Origin of the sequence: Leisingera daeponensis (assembly GCF_019801465.1) — a bacterium.
In the GTDB taxonomy this organism is placed as follows: domain Bacteria; phylum Pseudomonadota; class Alphaproteobacteria; order Rhodobacterales; family Rhodobacteraceae; genus Leisingera; species Leisingera daeponensis_A.
In genome coordinates this window covers 19693-35232 of the sequence record NZ_JAHVJA010000007.1, presented here as the reverse complement: position 1 = coordinate 35232, position 15540 = coordinate 19693, and the positions used below count along the sequence as shown (strand labels likewise).

At 66.9% G+C, this 15540-nt stretch carries 18 protein-coding genes; 6 read left to right on the top strand and 12 right to left on the bottom strand.

The features are described 5' to 3' along the window. Positions 1-35: 35 nt before the first annotated feature. From pheT to KUV26_RS15080, 4 genes are all read right to left on the bottom strand, one after another. Complete coding sequence (gene pheT / locus KUV26_RS15095; RefSeq protein ID WP_222508935.1) at positions 36-2432, bottom strand: phenylalanine--tRNA ligase subunit beta; 2397 nt, start codon at positions 2430-2432, stop codon at positions 36-38. Between the two features lie 88 nt (positions 2433-2520). Then, complete coding sequence (locus KUV26_RS15090) at positions 2521-3336, bottom strand: alpha/beta hydrolase family esterase (RefSeq protein WP_222508934.1); 816 nt, start codon at positions 3334-3336, stop codon at positions 2521-2523. Between the two features lie 449 nt (positions 3337-3785). Then, positions 3786-4859 carry a phenylalanine--tRNA ligase subunit alpha gene (gene pheS / locus KUV26_RS15085; protein ID WP_222508933.1) on the bottom strand — a complete coding sequence of 358 codons (1074 nt, stop codon included), beginning with the start codon at positions 4857-4859 and terminating at the stop codon, positions 3786-3788. A gap of 124 nt (positions 4860-4983) precedes the next feature. Further along, complete coding sequence (locus KUV26_RS15080) at positions 4984-5877, bottom strand: LysR family transcriptional regulator (protein WP_222508932.1); 894 nt, start codon at positions 5875-5877, stop codon at positions 4984-4986. A gap of 104 nt (positions 5878-5981) precedes the next feature. On the opposite strand from KUV26_RS15080, the gene KUV26_RS15075 reads away from it, so the two are divergent. The 3 genes from KUV26_RS15075 to KUV26_RS15065 all read left to right on the top strand — a co-directional run bounded on the left by KUV26_RS15075 (position 5982) and on the right by KUV26_RS15065 (position 8340). Continuing rightward, positions 5982-6434 (top strand): PACE efflux transporter, encoded by a 453-nt coding sequence (locus KUV26_RS15075; RefSeq protein ID WP_222505553.1) that lies wholly within the window; start codon positions 5982-5984, stop codon positions 6432-6434. 90 nt (positions 6435-6524) lie between these two features. Next, positions 6525-7160: a DUF1326 domain-containing protein gene (locus KUV26_RS15070; protein WP_222508931.1), complete on the top strand. Its 636-nt coding sequence runs from the start codon at positions 6525-6527 to the stop codon at positions 7158-7160. A gap of 28 nt (positions 7161-7188) precedes the next feature. Further along, positions 7189-8340 (top strand): patatin-like phospholipase family protein, encoded by a 1152-nt coding sequence (locus tag KUV26_RS15065; RefSeq protein WP_222508930.1) that lies wholly within the window; start codon positions 7189-7191, stop codon positions 8338-8340. Between the two features lie 18 nt (positions 8341-8358). Here KUV26_RS15065 and KUV26_RS15060 read toward each other — a convergent pair whose 3' ends face one another. The 5 genes from KUV26_RS15060 to pyk all read right to left on the bottom strand — a co-directional run bounded on the left by KUV26_RS15060 (position 8359) and on the right by pyk (position 12046). Beyond that, positions 8359-9444 carry a histidine kinase dimerization/phosphoacceptor domain -containing protein gene (locus KUV26_RS15060; protein ID WP_222508929.1) on the bottom strand — a complete coding sequence of 362 codons (1086 nt, stop codon included), beginning with the start codon at positions 9442-9444 and terminating at the stop codon, positions 8359-8361. A 141-nt stretch (positions 9445-9585) separates the two neighbouring features. Further along, a complete protein-coding gene (rplT, locus tag KUV26_RS15055; RefSeq protein ID WP_008557989.1) occupies positions 9586-9951 on the bottom strand; it encodes a 50S ribosomal protein L20 in 366 nt (121 codons plus the stop codon). Positions 9952-9965: 14 nt separating this feature from the next. Then, on the bottom strand, positions 9966-10166 hold the full coding sequence (gene rpmI, locus KUV26_RS15050; protein ID WP_222454721.1) for a 50S ribosomal protein L35: 201 nt from the start codon (positions 10164-10166) through the stop codon (positions 9966-9968). Positions 10167-10282: 116 nt separating this feature from the next. Further along, positions 10283-10504: a hypothetical protein gene (locus tag KUV26_RS15045; RefSeq protein ID WP_222505549.1), complete on the bottom strand. Its 222-nt coding sequence runs from the start codon at positions 10502-10504 to the stop codon at positions 10283-10285. Positions 10505-10600: 96 nt separating this feature from the next. Then, entirely contained in the window at positions 10601-12046 is a 1446-nt protein-coding gene (gene pyk, locus KUV26_RS15040; RefSeq protein WP_222508928.1) for a pyruvate kinase, read from the bottom strand. Positions 12047-12164: 118 nt separating this feature from the next. Here pyk and KUV26_RS15035 point away from each other — a divergent pair, with 118 nt between their 5' ends. The 3 genes from KUV26_RS15035 to KUV26_RS15025 all read left to right on the top strand — a co-directional run bounded on the left by KUV26_RS15035 (position 12165) and on the right by KUV26_RS15025 (position 13641). Beyond that, positions 12165-12902, top strand: coding sequence for an N-formylglutamate amidohydrolase (locus KUV26_RS15035; protein WP_222508927.1), 738 nt, complete (start codon positions 12165-12167; stop codon positions 12900-12902). Between the two features lie 104 nt (positions 12903-13006). Then, a complete protein-coding gene (locus KUV26_RS15030) occupies positions 13007-13246 on the top strand; it encodes a DUF6868 family protein (RefSeq protein WP_222508926.1) in 240 nt (79 codons plus the stop codon). 80 nt (positions 13247-13326) lie between these two features. Next, entirely contained in the window at positions 13327-13641 is a 315-nt protein-coding gene (locus KUV26_RS15025; protein WP_222508925.1) for a DUF1244 domain-containing protein, read from the top strand. On the opposite strand, the gene KUV26_RS15020 is transcribed toward KUV26_RS15025, so the two are convergent. The 3 genes from KUV26_RS15020 to KUV26_RS15010 form a co-directional block, all read right to left on the bottom strand. Further along, positions 13625-14497 carry a DMT family transporter gene (locus tag KUV26_RS15020; protein ID WP_222508924.1) on the bottom strand — a complete coding sequence of 291 codons (873 nt, stop codon included), beginning with the start codon at positions 14495-14497 and terminating at the stop codon, positions 13625-13627. The genes KUV26_RS15025 and KUV26_RS15020 overlap by 17 nt on opposite strands. 193 nt (positions 14498-14690) lie before the next feature. Further along, positions 14691-14963, bottom strand: coding sequence for a hypothetical protein (locus KUV26_RS15015; protein ID WP_222508923.1), 273 nt, complete (start codon positions 14961-14963; stop codon positions 14691-14693). Beyond that, positions 14948-15379 (bottom strand): CoA transferase, encoded by a 432-nt coding sequence (locus KUV26_RS15010; RefSeq protein ID WP_222508922.1) that lies wholly within the window; start codon positions 15377-15379, stop codon positions 14948-14950. Before KUV26_RS15010 ends, KUV26_RS15015 begins: the two co-directional genes overlap by 16 nt. Between the last annotated feature and the right edge of the window lie 161 nt (positions 15380-15540).

Below are 15540 nucleotides of genomic sequence, written 5' to 3'. Positions count from 1 at the left end.
TGCCAAGGCTTTTCAGTAAAGCCTTGGACCAAACTCTACCCGCGCAGGGTGCCGCCAGTCGCCTTGGTCACCTTGGCGATGATCTTCTCGCTCACCGCCTCGATGTCCTTTTCCTTCAGCGTCTTGTCGCTGGGCTGCAGCCGCACGGTGATCGCCAGCGACTTCTTGCCCTCCCCCAGGGAGCCGCCGATGAACTCATCAAAGACGCGCACATCCTCGATCAGTGCCTTGTCGGCACCGGCCGCCGCGTTGACCAAAGTCAGCGCCTCAACGCTGTCGTCGACGACAAAGGCAAAGTCCCGCTCCACCGCCTGCAGATCGCTGATCGCCAGCGCCGGGCGAGTGGCGCCGGATTTGCGCGGCAGCGGCACCTCATCCGGGAAAATGGTGAAGGCCACGGCAGCCCCCTTGATGCCCATCGCTTTCAGCACCTTCGGGTGCAGCTCGCCGAAGACGCCCAAGGTCTTCTTCGGGCCCAAGCAGATGCGGCCATGACGGCCCGGGTGCCACCAGGCGGCGCCTTCGCGCAGGATCTGCACCTTGGCGGGCGCGCCGATGGCCGCCAGCACCGCCTCAACGTCGGCCTTGGCATCATAAAGGTCCACCACGCGCGCGGCGCCATGCACGTCTTTCGGCCCGGTGCGGCCCACCAAGAGGCCCGCGATCTGATTGACCTGCTCGCCCGGCTCGCCGCCGGTGAAGGCCGGGCCGGCCTCGAACAGCGCCAGATCCATGTAGCCGCGCGCCTGGTTGCGGGCGGCAGCCTGCAGCAGACCCGCCAGCAGATCGGGGCGCATGTGAGACATTTCCGACGAGATCGGGTTGGCCAGCATGGTGGCATCGTCACCGCCGCCGAACAGCGCCGCAGAGGCCTTGTCGATGAAGCTGTAGCTGACGACCTCATTATAGCCGAGGCTGGCGCAGGTGCGGCGCGCCATCTGCTGGCGGCGCTGCTGAGGGGTCATCACCGGCTTCGGGATGCCGTCGGTCAGCCGCGGCAGCGGCTTGCCCACCAGCTTGGTCAGCGAGGCAATCCGCGCGACTTCTTCCACCAGGTCGGCCTCGCCCTGCACATCCGGGCGCCAGCTGGGGACATGCGCCATATTGCCTTCCAGGCGGAAGCCCAGCCGGGTCAGGGTCTGGCGCTGGTCGCTTTCCGGGATCTCCATCCCGACCAGCGACTGCACCCGGTCGGCGTCCAGCTTGTAGGCACGGGAATGATCCGGCACATCGCCCGCGATCACCACCTCCGACGGCTCGCCGCCACAGAGATCCAGGATCATCTGGGTCGCGCGGTGCAGGCCCTCGATGGTGTATTCCGGGTCGACGCCGCGCTCGAACCGGTAGCGTGCGTCCGAGTTGATCTTCAGCGCGCGGCCCGCCGTGGCGATCTGCACGTGATCCCAGAACGCGCTCTCCAGGAACACATCCACGGTTTCCTCAGTGCAGCCGGTCGCCTCGCCGCCCATGATGCCGCCGATGCTCTCGGGGCCGTTGGCGTCGGAAATCACCATCTGGCCCGCGCCGAAGGTGTATTCCTTCTCGTCGAGCGCCTTCAGCACCTCGCCGCCAGCCGCGCGGTGAACGCGCAGATCGCCGGACACCTTGGCCGCGTCAAACACATGCAGCGGGCGGTTCTGGTCGAAGGTGAAGAAGTTGGTGATGTCCACCAGCGCCGAGATCGGACGCAGGCCGATCGCCTTCAGCCGGTCCTGCAGCCACTGCGGCGAGGGGCCGTTCTTCACGCCCTTAATCACCCGGCCCGCAAACAGCGGGCAGCCATCCAGCGTGTCCTCGTCGATGGAGACCTTGATGGGGCTGGCGAAATCGCCGGGGATCGCCTCAAACGCGCGGGTTTTCAGGGTGCCGAGACCGCGTGCCGCCAGGTCGCGGGCAATGCCGTAGACACCCAGCGCATCGGGGCGGTTCGGGGTGATCGCGATCTCGATGACCGGGTCGACCTTGGCCGGATCGTTCTCCGCCAGCCAGTCCACGAACTTGTCGCCGACCGCGCCCGAGGGCAGCTCGATGATGCCGTCATGCTCTTCCGACAGCTCCAGCTCGCGCTCGGAGGCCATCATGCCGAAGCTTTCGATACCGCGGATCTTGCCGACGCCGATTGTGATGTCGAGGCCGGGGATATACATGCCCGGCTTGCAGACCACCACGGTGATGCCTTCGCGCGCGTTCGGGGCGCCGCAGATGATCTGCATTTCGCCCTCGTCGGTGTCCACCTTGCAGACCCGCAGCTTGTCGGCGTCGGGGTGCTTCTCGGCGTGTTTCACATAGCCGAGGGTAAAGTCCTTCAGCGCATCGGCCGGATTGACGACCCCTTCAACCTCAAGGCCCAGATCGGTCAGGGCTTCGGTGATCTCCTCCACCGAAGCATCGGTGTCGAGGTGGTCTTTCAGCCAGGAAAGCGTGAATTTCATTGGTCGGGGACCCCTTGGCAGACATGCGTGTTGGCCACAGGCAATGGCAAAGATTGCGCCAAGGTTCAAGGGTCCGGGCGCCCTGCCCTCAAGGATAGCTGGGAGTGAGGTTCAAAAGCTCATCCAATTGCCGCCCGATCCAGCCGTGCGGGATGAAATGGCCGCCGGGAAGGGTGTCCAGCACCACCTGTCCGCCGGTACAGCCCGGCCAGACCGTGCGCTCAAGCTTCAGGAAGTCCACAACCTGCCACTGCCCCAATGCGCGCGCCGCGCCGCAGCCCAGCCGCGCCCGCCACAGCGCCACCGGATAGGTCCGCTCGCCGCCGGGGCCATAGGGGAAGTCCATCACCGTGTCCTTCAGCCCATGCACATGGCGCACCTCGCGCGGGGCTTCGGGGCAATTCTCACTCTGCTGGAGGGTGCCGGCCACCGCCAAGAGCGCCGCCACGTCATTGCCGCTGTGGCAGACATAGCGCCACGCCATGGCCGATCCATAGGAATAGCCCGAGACGTAAATCCGTTCTGCATCAACGGGATAGTGTTTGGCGACGTCCCTCAGCACCGCGTCGGCGAAGGCCACGTCCTGCGTCTCCGCCGACCAGAAATCCCAGGTCTTGCGGCGTCCGTTCGGCGTCAACAGCAGCACGCCCCGGCGCTTGACCGAGGCCCCGACCCGATCGCTTCTCTGCGCATGGCGCCCGGTGCGGGACCAGCCGTGGAAATGCAGCAGCACCGGCAGGGGCGAAACCCCGTCCCAGCCCTCCGGCTCCATCACATGATAGGAGCGGTCCCCCAGCACACAGGGCGTCTCGCCATGGCAACCAGCGGGTTTCGAAGGCCCCACGGCGGCAGCGGCAGAGGCCCACATAAGGGCGGCGGAGAGGGAAAGGACTGCTCGGATCATTCACCCTAGGGTAGCCGCAACGTAGCAGCTGTCACGTCACAAGTTTGTGGGGCTGGGTACCAGGCCGCGCCATCGCCTGACCGCGGGCTGGCGATCCAACGAGGGTGTTAGGCAGTTTTTGCCGGCCGAGTCCGTACGACGTCCAGCCGGTGCGCTTGCGGCACCAGATCGTCCGCCCTTGCGGGCGGTCAGGCGATGACGCGGCGGCCTCTCGGCCTTGTTCCGCGCTAAGTCATTTCAAAAACTGAACCGCACCTTGGCGCAGTCGTTTCCGCAAAGCACAGAGCATTGCCCCCTTCACCTGGGCGGCGGCAGCCACGCACTGTTTTTTCCTCTCCGATGGCAGCGCACGTCCCGGCGGGGTGGGAAGCGAAGCGCCCGCCCCGTGGGGGACGGGCCGGGCGCTGCCCGGCCTGCCGGCCGGGCGGAAGGTCTTCAAGTTGAGGCGTTTACCTGCTCAAACCGCCATGCAGCGCCGGCATGTCCAGGCTCTGGAAGCCATAGTGGCGCAGCCAGCGAAGGTCGCTGTCGAAGAAGGCGCGCAGGTCCGGGATGCCGTATTTCAGCATCGCAATCCGGTCGATCCCCATGCCGAAGGCAAAGCCCTGGTAGACCTCGGGGTCGATGCCGCCGGCCGCGATCACCTTGGGGTGCACCATGCCGGAGCCGAGGATCTCCATCCAGTCGTCGCCCTCGCCGATCTTCAGCGTGCCGTCCTGCCAGGAGCAGCGGATGTCGACCTCGGCCGACGGCTCGGTGAAGGGGAAGTGCGAGGCGCGGAAGCGCAGCTCGACATCGTCCACCTCGAAGAAGGATTTGACGAATTCCTCCAGCACCCACTTGAGGTTCGCCATCGAGATGTCCTTGTCGAGCGCGAGGCCCTCGACCTGGTGGAACATCGGCGTGTGGGTCTGGTCGTAATCGGCGCGGTAGACGCCGCCCGGGCAGATGATGCGCAGGGGCGCGCCCATCTTCTCCATCGCGCGGATCTGCACCGGCGAGGTGTGGGTGCGCAGCACATGCGGCGGGCGGTTGTCGCCCTCGGCGCGGTGCATGTAGAACGTGTCCATCTCGGCCCGCGCGGGGTGGTGGCCGGGAATGTTCAGCGCGTCGAAGTTGTACCAGTCTGTGTCGATCCGCGGCCCTTCGGCAACGGAAAAGCCCATTTCGGCAAAGATCGCGGTGATCTCTTCCTGCACCTGGCTGATCGGATGCAGGCTGCCCTGACGGGTAGGGCGCGACGGCAGCGTCACGTCCAGCCATTCGGTGCGCAGCCGCTCATCCAGAGCGGCATCTTCCAGACCGGCCTTCTTGGCCGCCAGGGCCGAGTTGATCTCATCCTTCAGCGCGTTCAGCGCCGGGCCCGCCACCTGGCGCTCCTCCGGAGTCATCTTGCCCAGCTCGCGCATCTTCAGCGCCACTTCGCCCTTCTTGCCGACGGCGGCAAGGCGGATCGCCTCCAGCGCCGACTCGTCGGCGGCCTCTGCAATCTGACCCAGGTATTTGGCTTTAAGATCGTCCATCACGGCCCCTCGAATTCTGCTTGTGCCCTGCTACCACAAGGGCCGCTGAAAGCAAGAGGGCCGGGGCCAATGCCCCGCCTGTGTGTCACCACGGCGCCCCGCGGCGGGCGGGAGCCGGCAGCGCTCAGCACCGCCACGCCTCCTGCGGCAGCTTCAAGAGATGCTGCTGCAGCCATTGCCCCGCCTGCCCCAGCACCCGCTGCGACGTCCAGACCACGTCCACCCCCGCCAGCGCGTCGCTCTGCTGGAAGCCGTAACGCAGCCGCACCAGCGCACCGCTGTCCAGATGCGGCTGCACCGCGGGCAGCGGCAGCTCGGCCCAGCCCAGCCCCTGGCGCAGCAGATCGACGATCACGCCCGGGTTCTCCGCATACCAGACCGCGGCGCTGTGCGACTCGCCGATCCGCCACTCCGCATCCTGCATCCGGCTGCGCAGCACCAGTTGCCGGTGCGCCCGCAGGTCGCGGTGGGCCAGCGGGCCAAGCGCGGCCAGCGGGTGATCCCGACCGCAAACCGCCGCCAGCACCGTGTGGCCGACGCCGCGGAACTGAAAGCCCTCGGGATAATACTCCTGCTCGGTCATCAGCCCCAAATCGGCGCGGCCCTCCTTCAGCAGCGCCGCAGTATCATTGGGGCCGGCCGACAGGATTTCCAGCGCCACATGCGGATAGATCTCCGCAAAGCCGCGCAAGGCGTCCAGCAGCGGCGCCTTGTTCAGCCCCTGCTCGACCGCCAGGCACAGGCTGTCCTCCACCCCTTCCGCCATCGACGCCGCCTTGGCGGCAAACTCCCGCTGGCCCAGGAGGATGCCGCGCGCATGCGGCAGCATCTGCTGCCCTGCCCTTGTCAGCACCGGCGAGCGGCCGCTGCGGTCGAACAGCTGCAGCCCGCAGTCGATCTCCAGGTTGGCGATCGCGGTGGAGACCGCCGACTGCGCCTTGCCCATCCTGCGCGCCGCAGCCGAGAACGACCCTAGGTCAGCCGCCAGAACAAAGGCCTGCAGGGTTTCAGGGGACATCATCGCACATCCATCAGAAAAGCAGATATATACTGACTGGATCTAACAGGAATTCACGATAGAAAAAAGCGAAACGCCCGGATTCGCATGAATGGAGGACCAAAATGGCAGGCAAAGTTGCAATGCGCTCGGCTAAGGACCGGCTGCGCTACACCATCAGTTTCGAGATCCTGCTGATGGCGGTGCTGGTACCGGTCGGCGCCGCCTTCTTTGACAAGCCGCTGAGCGACATCGGCCTGCTGGGCGCCTTTCTGGCTGTCAAGGCGATGCTGCTGAACCTCCTGTACAACTGGATCTTCGACAGGGCCGACGCCAGGGCGGGCCGCGTCTCCAGCGACCGCTCGCCGCTGGGCCGCCTGCTGCACGCCGGCGGGTTCGAGGCGACGCTGCTGATCACCTCGCTGCCGGTCTACATCTGGTGGCTGAACCTCGGCCTCCTGCAGGCTCTGGCCACCGACCTTTCGGTGACCTCTTTCGTGGTGGTCTACACCTACGGCTTCACCCTCGCCTATGACCGCCTGTTCCCTGTCGCCGCGGCAGAACCCGGCAGACCCTGACCCGCGCCGTCCGCACATGCTCCGGTTTTCTGCTATACTTGCGGGGCGCGGCACAGCGCATCCCATTCAGCAGAGAACCGGAGGACAGCCATGGCACATGTGGATTGGTATATCGAAGGCCCCAGCTTCGGGAACTGCAACTGCAATTACGGCTGCCCCTGCCAGTTCGAGGATCTGCCCACCCACGGCAACTGCACCGGCTTCGAAGTGATCCAAGTCAGCAAGGGCCATTTCGGCAAAACCGACCTGACCGGCACCCGGGCCGCGCTGCTCTACGCCTGGCCCGGCCCGATTTTCGAGGGCAAGGGCGCCTTGCAGGCGATCATCGACGACCGCGCCACCGGCGCTCAGCGCGAAGCGCTTGAAACCGTTCTCCTGGGCGGCGAGACCGATGAGGAGGCCACCCATTGGTGGGTGTTCCGTGCCATGTGCGACACCGTGCATGAGACGCTTTTCAAGCGGATCGACTACGAGGCCGACATCGAGAACCGCACAGCCAGCCTGGATATCGACGGGCTGGTAACCTCCTCCGGCCGCCCGATCCAGGCGCCGCATGGCGGCGGCGAGCACCGGGTCCGCATCGACATCCCCGGCGGCATCGAGTTCACCCTGGCCGAGATCGGCAGCGCCTCCACCAAATCCGATGCGGCGATCAAACTGGACCTGGATGACAGCTACGGCCAATGGGCCATCATCCGCCACGGGCCGCACGGGATTGCCGCCTGAACCGGGCCGCACCGGGCCGCCCCCCGGAGTGAGCCGTACCGCCCCTCCCTCACCGCCCGCCCCGCTGTCCGCGCTGGTGCTGCAGGGCGGCGGCGCGCGCGGCGCCTACCAGACGGGCGCCATCCGGGCGATTGCGGAGATCACCGGCAGCCGCCGCTCCCCGTTCGGTATCGTCTGCGGCGCGTCTGTCGGTGCCATAAACGCCGCTTCGCTGGCCGCCGCGTCGCAGGATTTCCAGGCCGGCGCGCGGCATCTGGAATCGCTGTGGCAGTCGCTGCGCAGCAGTTCGGTCTATGACACCCGCACCCTGCCGCTGCTGGCGACCGGTCTCCGATGGGCGCTGAGCCCGGTGCTTCGCTACCTCGGCGTTCCGGCACCGGGCGGCTTCCTGGACCACGCGCCCCTCGGCCGGCTGCTGGAACGCGAATACAAGCCCGCCCACCTCAGGCGCGCCATCCGCAGCGGCGCGCTGCACGCCTTCTGCATCACCGCCTCCAGCTACAGCGAAGGCACTTCGGTCACCTATTTCGAAGGCAGCCGGAGCATCCGCAACTGGCAGCGCGTGCGCCGCCGTGGCGAACGGGCGCTGATCGGGCCGCAGCATCTGCTGGCCTCCGCCGCGCTGCCGCTGGCCTTTGCGCCGGTGGCGCTGAGCAACGGATACTTCGGTGACGGCTCGCTGCGGCTGGGCTCGCCGCTGTCCCCTGCCATCCACTGCGGCGCGCGCCGCATCCTGGTGATCTCCACCCGCGACCGCACCCCCGACGCCCCCGGCCGCAGCCGCCCCGGCCACGGCCCCGGCATCGGCGAAGTGGCGGGCCACGTGCTGGACATCCTGTTCAACGACAACCTGGAGGCCGACTACGAACGGCTGACCCGCATCAACCGCACCGTGTCGCTGCTCGGCTCCGAGGCCCGGAAACAGACGCCGCTGCGGGAAATCGAGGCGCTGCTGCTGCAGCCCTCGCAGGATCTGCGCACCGTGGCCCGCGCGCATGCCGCGCGGCTGCCGCGGGCAGTAGGGATGCTGATGCGCGGCTTCGGCGCGCTGGAAGCTGACGGCCGGATCGAAAGCTACCTGATGTTCGAGCCGGATTACATCGGCGCCCTGATCAGCGCGGGCTATACCGACACGATGGCGCGGGCCGCCGAGATCAGGGCTTTCTTCGGCAGGGGCTGAGCGCCGCTGCGGCCCGGGTCAGGCCGGGAACAGCAGCGCCGCGCTGACGCCGGGCCCTTCCGCAAAGACTTCCAGCTCGCCTTCCAGCTCCATCCGCACCACCTCGGCGATCTTCACGCCCAGCCCGGCCACGATCTTGTCCGCGCCCGCGGCATAGCCGACGCCGTCGTCCCGGCAGGTCAGCCGCAGGGCGCTGCCGTTGACCTGCTCCAGGCGGACAGTGACGCTGCCCGGGCGCTCGTCCGGAAACGCGTGCTTGAAAGAATTTGCGATGAATTCATTGACGAAGGAGCCTATTGCCACCGCCTTGTTGACACTGACCTCCCGGGCGCAGGCCTCGACCTGCAGCGCGACACCCGGCGGCGCCAGATGTGCCGTGTGGCCGCAGATCAGCTCCAGAAAGGACTTGAGGCAGATCATCCGGCCGTCCGGCTGCTGATACAGCAGCTCATGCACCCGGGACATCGCATCGATGCGTGCCATCACTCTGGACAGCGCGGTGCGGGTGTCGGCCGAATCGTAGTGGCGCTGCTGCAGCCGGGTGAAGGCGGACAGCGACATCAGCGAGTTCTTGACCCGGTGGTCGGCCTCCTTGCGCAGGATCTCTTCCGCCCGCAGCGACTTGCGCAGCTCCAGCTGGGCCATCACCTGGCGCGCCAGCACCCGCAGCGTCCGGCGCTGAATTCCGGTCAGCTTCCGGGGCTGGTAATCCAGCACGCAGAGAGTGCCCAGCGGCAGGCCGCTGCTGGTTTTCAGCAGCGCCCCGGCATAGAACCGCAGGCCCGGCTCCGCCAGGCACAGCGGATTGTCGCACATCCGGGAGTCCTGCAGGGTGTCATTGATCTCGACGAAATCCTCCTCGAGGATCACATGCGAGCAGATCGAGGTCTCCAGCGGCGTTTCGCGCACCCCCAGCCCGGTTTCCGCCTTGAACCACTGGCGCTCGGCATCGATCAGGTTGACGACGGAAATCGCGGTGCCGCACAGCTCGGCGGCCAGCGCAACGATATCGTCGAAATCCTTCTCCCGGTCAGTGTCCAGAATATCGAAGGAATACAAAGCCCGAAGCCGGTCTTCCTGTTTCGGGTGCGCGTTCGCCTTCATGTATGGCCTCCAGCCGGATAACCCGGCCGACTATCAGGCGGCGTGCCGCAAATAGCAAGGTAATAACCGCATAACGCCGCGGACACGAAAAAGGCCGCCCCGATGGGCGGCCTTCTCTGAATTCGGAATGCGTCCGGAGCCTTAGGCTGCCAGCGCGTCCTGTGCCTGGCGCACGATGGCACCGAAGGCTTCGGGCTCGTGCACGGCCAGGTCGGCCAGAACCTTGCGGTCCACTTCGATGCCGGCCAGGGTCAGGCCGTTGATGAAGCGGGAGTAGGTCAGCGCTTCGTCGTGCGAACGCACAGCCGCGTTGATCCGCTGGATCCACAGCGCGCGGAAGTTGCGCTTGCGGTTCTTGCGGTCGCGGGTTGCGTATTGGTTGGCCTTGTCGACGGCCTGACGGGCAACCTTGAAGGTGTTCTTGCGGCGGCCGTAGTAACCTTTGGCTGCCTTGATGACCTTCTTGTGACGGGCGTGAGTCGTGGTACCACCTTTAACGCGGGACATATCTCAATCTCCTCTTAGCGGTCGTAGGGCATGAAGCCCTTGACGATCTTGGCGTCCGGTGCGGACAGCGTGGTGGTGCCGCGGGCGTCGCGGATGAACTTGGTGGTGCGCTTGATCATGCCGTGGCGTTTGCCGGCCTGACCTGCCTTCACCTTACCGCTTGCGGTAATCTTGAAGCGCTTCTTGGCGCTCGACTTCGTCTTCATCTTGGGCATTTCCGTCTCCTTCAATGCAGGTTCGCTAGACGCGCGACTCGGCATGCCTCGACGGCCGGCCGCGCGGAACAGAGCTGCCCTTTAAGCAATGGCGGCGGGATGGGCAAGCGGATTCTCTAAAGGAAACGCCCGACCACCCGGAAAAACACGTCCGGGATCTCCTCGACGCTGTAGCCGCCGGGCTTCAGCATCACCGCATAGGTGACCAGCCCGATCGCGATCAGAATGGTCAGCACCGACGCCCGCGGCGGCCGCCGCTCGCTGATCGCGGACATGACCGACGGCACCGTGAAGGCCGCAATGATCAGCCCCAGGATCAGCGCCAGATCCGTATCCATGAAACACGTCCCCCGTCAACACAGCCACACGGGAGATGGTAGGCGCGGGCAGCGGCTTTTCAAATGCAAGCCTGCTGCCCTGTCGCGGCCGTCCGGTTACTCCGGGTCGGTGCTGTAGATCAGCCGCTCGTCGCAGGGGGCGATGCGCAGGATGTTGGTGGTGCCCGGCACGTTGAAGGGCACGCCTGCGGTCACCACGATCTGGTCGCCCTCGCTGGCATACCCGCCCGCCCGCGCGGCCCGCGCCGCACTGACAACCGCGCCCTTGAAGCGGTCCAGCTCAGGCGTCATCACGCATTTGCAGCCCCAGCTGAGGCACAGGCGGCGGGCGGTGGCGCTGACCGGGGTCATCGCGATGATCGGCACGCCGGGGCGTTCCCGCGCGGTCAGCAGCGCAGTGGTTCCGGACTGCGTAAAGCAGCAGATCGCCTTGATCTCGGTCTTCTCCGCAATCTCCCGTGCCGCCGCGACAATGCCGTCGGCCACCGTGGTGCCCTTGGCGGAGCGCGAGGCGGCGATGATCTGGGTATAGGTCGGGTCCGCCTCGACCTCGATTGCCACCTTGTCCATGGTCTGCACCGCCTGCACCGGATACTGGCCCGCCGCGCTCTCGGCGCTCAGCATCACCGCATCGGCGCCCTCGTAGATGGCGGTGGCCACGTCCGAGACCTCGGCGCGGGTCGGCATCGGGCTTTCGATCATGCTTTCCAGCATCTGGGTTGCCACGATCACCGGCTTGGCGGCCGCCCGGCATTTGCGCACCAGCCGTTTCTGGATCGGCGGCACCGCCGCCACCGGCAGCTCGACGCCCAGATCGCCGCGCGCCACCATGATGCCGTCGGAAGCATCCAGAATGGCCTCGAAATCCTCCACCGCCTGCGGCTTCTCGATCTTGGACAGCACTGCCGCGCGGCCATCGGCCAGCGCGCGCGCCTCATAGACATCCTTGGCACGCTGCACGAACGACAGCGCCAGCCAGTCGACCCCAAGCGAACAGACAAATTCCAGATCCGCCCGGTCCTTCTTCGACAGCGCTGCCAGCGGCAGCACCACGTCGGGCACGTTCACCCCCTTGCGGTTGGAAATCGTGCCGCCGGTCTCCACCGTGCAATCGGCAAAATCCGGGCCGCAGTCATCCACCACCAGGCGGATCTTGCCGTCATTCACCAGCAGATGCGCCCCCGGCTCCAGCGCTTGGAAAATCTCCGGATGCGGCAGGCACACGCGCGCGGCGTCCCCCTCCGCTTCATCCAGGTCGAGGCGGAACTTGGCGCCTTCCTCCAGCTCCTCGGCACCGTTGGCAAAGACGCCGACGCGCAGCTTCGGCCCTTGCAGGTCCGCCAGAATGGCAATCGGGCTGTCCAGATCCTGCTCCACCTGGCGGATGATCCTGTGCTTCTCGGCGATCTCCGGGTGGCTCCCGTGCGACATGTTCAGGCGGAACACATCGGCGCCCGCCTCATGCAGGGCGCGGATGGTGTCATAGGTTTCCGAGGCCGGCCCCAGGGTGGCGACAATCTTCACATTGCGCGAACGTTTCATTGGGGTCTTCTCCTCCGGACCTGAATAATGTTACCGCAAACAGCTTGGGGTGCTTATCCCCCAATTCCCATTTCCGCGCAACTCCCGTAAAGAGAATGCGGCAAAACATATCAGGCTCATGACATACACACCGTTTTTTGTTCACGGCGCAGACCGCCCCGCCCGCTGGCTGATCACCTGCGACCACGCCACCAACCATGTGCCGCCTTTTGCCGGCGGCGGCGACCTCGGCCTCCCGCGCGAGGATATGGAACGCCACATCGCTTATGACGTCGGCGCCTACGAGGTGTCCAGGCTGCTGGGCGAAATGCTGGACGCGCCGGTGGTCGCCTCCAACTTCTCGCGGCTGGTGATCGACCCCAACCGCGGCGAGGACGATCCGACCCTTTTGATGAAGCTTTATGACGGCACCATCATCCCGGCCAACCGCCACGCGGGTGAGGCCGAGCTGAAACAGCGGCTCGAAGGCTGCTACCGTCCCTACCACCGGGCGCTGGCGCGGCTGGCGGAACGGCCGCGGACAGTGATTGTCTCTGTGCACAGCTTCACCCGCCAGCTGCGCGGCCGCCCGCCGCGGCCCTGGGAGATCGGCATCCTGTTCCCCAAAGGCGAGCGCTTCTCCCCCTTCGTGATCGACGCGCTGAACCGCGAAGACGGCCTCTGCGTCGGCGTCAACGAGCCCTACACCGGCTACCTGCCCGGCGACGCGATCGAAACCCACGCCACCAAGCCGGGGCGCCCCAACACGCTGATCGAACTGAGGAACGACCTGATCGCCGAGCACAAGGGCCAGCACGAATGGGCAGAGCGCCTCGCCCGCATCCTGCCCCAGGCGCTGACCGCCTCCGGCCTCTGACCCGGCGCCGGGCTGCGCTGGGACCGGCCCCCGCGTTGCAGAACCGGCATCGCGCCCCCATATCTGTAACGGAAACGCGGAACAGCTTTGGGAAAGGAGCCATGATGGCCCAGGAAACCCTATCTGCCTTTTTCGGCTGGCTGACCGTGCTGCACATCGGCCTGTTCACCCTCTCCGCCGTCCTGCTGATGCTGATGCAGAACTGGGTGGCCCGCCTGCACGCCCGGACGTTCGGGCTGGCGCCCGCCGATGTCAGCCTCACGGTCTACCGCTGGCTCGGCACCTACAAGATCGTGATCCTCGCCACCGCGCTGGGGCCGTGGCTGGCCTTGCAGCTGGTCTGAGCCGCCGCCCGCGCCCATTGCTCGCCCCCGCTCCGGCTGCTAGGCCTGCGGGGACGCGAGACAACACCGGAGCCACCGCCATGGACAAGCAAACCGAGATCGAAATCCAGGCCGCCGCCTTCCGCCGCCTGCAGAAACACCTGATGGAAGACCGCACCGACGTGCAGAACATCGACCTGATGAACATGGCCGGCTTCTGCCGCAACTGCCTGGCCCGCTGGTACCAGGAAGCCGCCAACGAGCGCGGCATCGAGATGGGCAAGAACGAGGCCCGCGAGATCTATTACGGCATGACCATGGAAGAATGGAAAGCCACCTACCAGACCGAGGCCAATGCCGAAAAGCAGGCGGCCTTCGACGTCGCGTTCAAGGAAAACGTCACCGACAAGCAGTAGGCGCCCCGCGCCGCCGCGCAGGCCGCTGCGACCACAGCACCGCCGCCAGGATCACTACCCCGCCCGCCATTGTCTGCGGGCCGGGCCGCTCTGCCAGGATCAGAAAGGCCAGCAGCGGCGCCAGCGGCGTTTCCAGCGCCGACAAGAGCGCGGTTTCCGCCGCAGGCAGCCGCCGGGCGCCCTCGCACAGGGTGACAGAGGCCACCGCAAACGCCAGCCCGAACAACACCAGCACCGGCAGCTCCTCCGCCGGCACCTCCGCCACCGGCACGCAGAGTACCGCCACCGGCAGCAGCAGCGAGGAGACCGCATTGGGAAACGCCGCAGTGACCTCCGGCCACTTGCGGTAGGCGGTCATGATCCCGGCCATCATCAGCGTCATGAACAGCGCCAGGCCGTCGCCTGCCAGGCTGCCCTTCCCGAGGGAGCCGGAGACGATAACAGCCACGCCGCCCAGCGCCGCGGCACTGGCCAGCATCACCCGGGCAGGCGGCCGCTCGCGCAGCGCAAGCCAGGCCAGCGCGGCTGCGGCAAAGGGCGCCGCTGCATAGATCAGCGCCACATTGGCAACGCTGCTCAGCTTGAAGGCAGGAATGAAGGCAGCACTGCCCGCGGCCCCCATCACCGCAATCAGCCAGCCTCGGCGGTCCAGGGCGCGCACCTCCGCGGCCAGCGCCCCGCGCACTGCCAGCCAGGCCAGGGTGAACCCCGCCGCCGCCAGCCCGCGCCAGAAGATGATCACCCAGGCTGCGGCGGCGGTGCCCCGGGTGAAGATGCCCGCGGTGCTGAAGAACGCCGCCGATGCTGCCACCAGGCAGATGCCGGCCGCGCGCGGCGGGATCGTGATGGATGCCAAGGCCGGACCCTCCGTTTTTTCTGAAGGCCTGCCTATCGCTTTGCTGCTGCCATCCCCCGTCAGCAGCACCGGCGGTACTGACAGCACCCGCGCCCGCGCGCAGCGCGGCGCCGGGCCCAACGGCCGGGGATGCATTTTTAATGCGGATCTGGCAGGCGGGAGCCCCCTGGCCTGCTGGGGCCTGGCCCGGTGCTCAGGCGACCACGCCGCGGGAATTCAGCGCCTCGAATTCCTCCGGCGGTATCCCCAGCTCTTGCAGCACCGCGGCAGAGTCGGCGCCATGCGCCCGCGGGCCGTGGTCCAGCGCCGGGCCGCCGTGGCCAAAGGCAAAGCTTGCCGCCGTCCGCCGCTGCCTCTGCACCTCCTGCGGCACGCCGCAGGCGGCGTAATGCGGCTCCTGCAGGCTGTCCTCCAGATAGCGCACCCTCGCCGCAGGCACGTGATGGGCATTCAGCAAGGCTCCCATTCCGCCGCACCGGGGATCTTCAGCACCTCCGTCAGCACCCCGGCATCCCAGGCCCGGCGCGCGGCGATATCCGCCCGCGGCGTCGCCTCGACCGCCGCAGCCTCCGCCGGATGGCCTGCCGCGCGCATCAGCACCGCCATCTGCCGGTTGGTGCAGGCGCCGATCATCAGCGTGCCGTCGGTGGTTTGATAGCCGACATAGCCCGCCAGGCCGGGGTCCTGGTTGCCATGCGGCCGCGGCCCCTTGCCGGTCGCGAACGCCTGGGCCGTGCCGGAGTTCTGCAGCATCAGCGCCGCATCCGCCATTGCCGCGTCGGTCCGCCGTCCCTGCCCGCTCACCGCCAGCTGAAAGGCGGCAAACCGTCCGGCGTAGACATGCGTCAGGTCCAGCACCCGCGCTCCTTCGAATGGCCGCATAGGTCTGCTCCCTGTTGCACTCAGGCTAAGGCCATCGGGTGCAGGCCGGCAGGCCGGTTCCCGCTCTCCTGCGCGTCGTTTTCCTGCCCCGCGGAATTGTCCGGACAAGGGGCGCTGCCCCTCTTGGCCTCACGGCCAATTCACCCCAGTGTATTGCCGCA

Excerpts from the sequence above, each read along its gene's own strand:
- KUV26_RS15090 (WP_222508934.1), bottom strand. The coding sequence starts at position 3,336 with ATGATCCGAGCAGTCCTTTCCCTCTCCGCCGCCCTTATGTGGGCCTCT.
- KUV26_RS15035 (WP_222508927.1), top strand. The coding sequence starts at position 12,165 with ATGACATACACACCGTTTTTTGTTCACGGCGCAGACCGCCCCGCCCGC.
- pheT (WP_222508935.1), bottom strand. The coding sequence starts at position 2,432 with ATGAAATTCACGCTTTCCTGGCTGAAAGACCACCTCGACACCGATGCT.
- KUV26_RS15030 (WP_222508926.1), top strand. The coding sequence starts at position 13,007 with ATGGCCCAGGAAACCCTATCTGCCTTTTTCGGCTGGCTGACCGTGCTG.
- KUV26_RS15075 (WP_222505553.1), top strand. The coding sequence starts at position 5,982 with ATGGCAGGCAAAGTTGCAATGCGCTCGGCTAAGGACCGGCTGCGCTAC.
- KUV26_RS15025 (WP_222508925.1), top strand. The coding sequence starts at position 13,327 with ATGGACAAGCAAACCGAGATCGAAATCCAGGCCGCCGCCTTCCGCCGC.
- KUV26_RS15015 (WP_222508923.1), bottom strand. The coding sequence starts at position 14,963 with ATGGGAGCCTTGCTGAATGCCCATCACGTGCCTGCGGCGAGGGTGCGC.
- KUV26_RS15070 (WP_222508931.1), top strand. The coding sequence starts at position 6,525 with ATGGCACATGTGGATTGGTATATCGAAGGCCCCAGCTTCGGGAACTGC.
- KUV26_RS15060 (WP_222508929.1), bottom strand. The coding sequence starts at position 9,444 with ATGAAGGCGAACGCGCACCCGAAACAGGAAGACCGGCTTCGGGCTTTG.
- rpmI (WP_222454721.1), bottom strand. The coding sequence starts at position 10,166 with ATGCCCAAGATGAAGACGAAGTCGAGCGCCAAGAAGCGCTTCAAGATT.
- pheS (WP_222508933.1), bottom strand. The coding sequence starts at position 4,859 with ATGGACGATCTTAAAGCCAAATACCTGGGTCAGATTGCAGAGGCCGCC.
- KUV26_RS15010 (WP_222508922.1), bottom strand. The coding sequence starts at position 15,379 with ATGCGGCCATTCGAAGGAGCGCGGGTGCTGGACCTGACGCATGTCTAC.
- pyk (WP_222508928.1), bottom strand. The coding sequence starts at position 12,046 with ATGAAACGTTCGCGCAATGTGAAGATTGTCGCCACCCTGGGGCCGGCC.
- KUV26_RS15045 (WP_222505549.1), bottom strand. The coding sequence starts at position 10,504 with ATGGATACGGATCTGGCGCTGATCCTGGGGCTGATCATTGCGGCCTTC.
- KUV26_RS15080 (WP_222508932.1), bottom strand. The coding sequence starts at position 5,877 with ATGTCCCCTGAAACCCTGCAGGCCTTTGTTCTGGCGGCTGACCTAGGG.
- rplT (WP_008557989.1), bottom strand. The coding sequence starts at position 9,951 with ATGTCCCGCGTTAAAGGTGGTACCACGACTCACGCCCGTCACAAGAAG.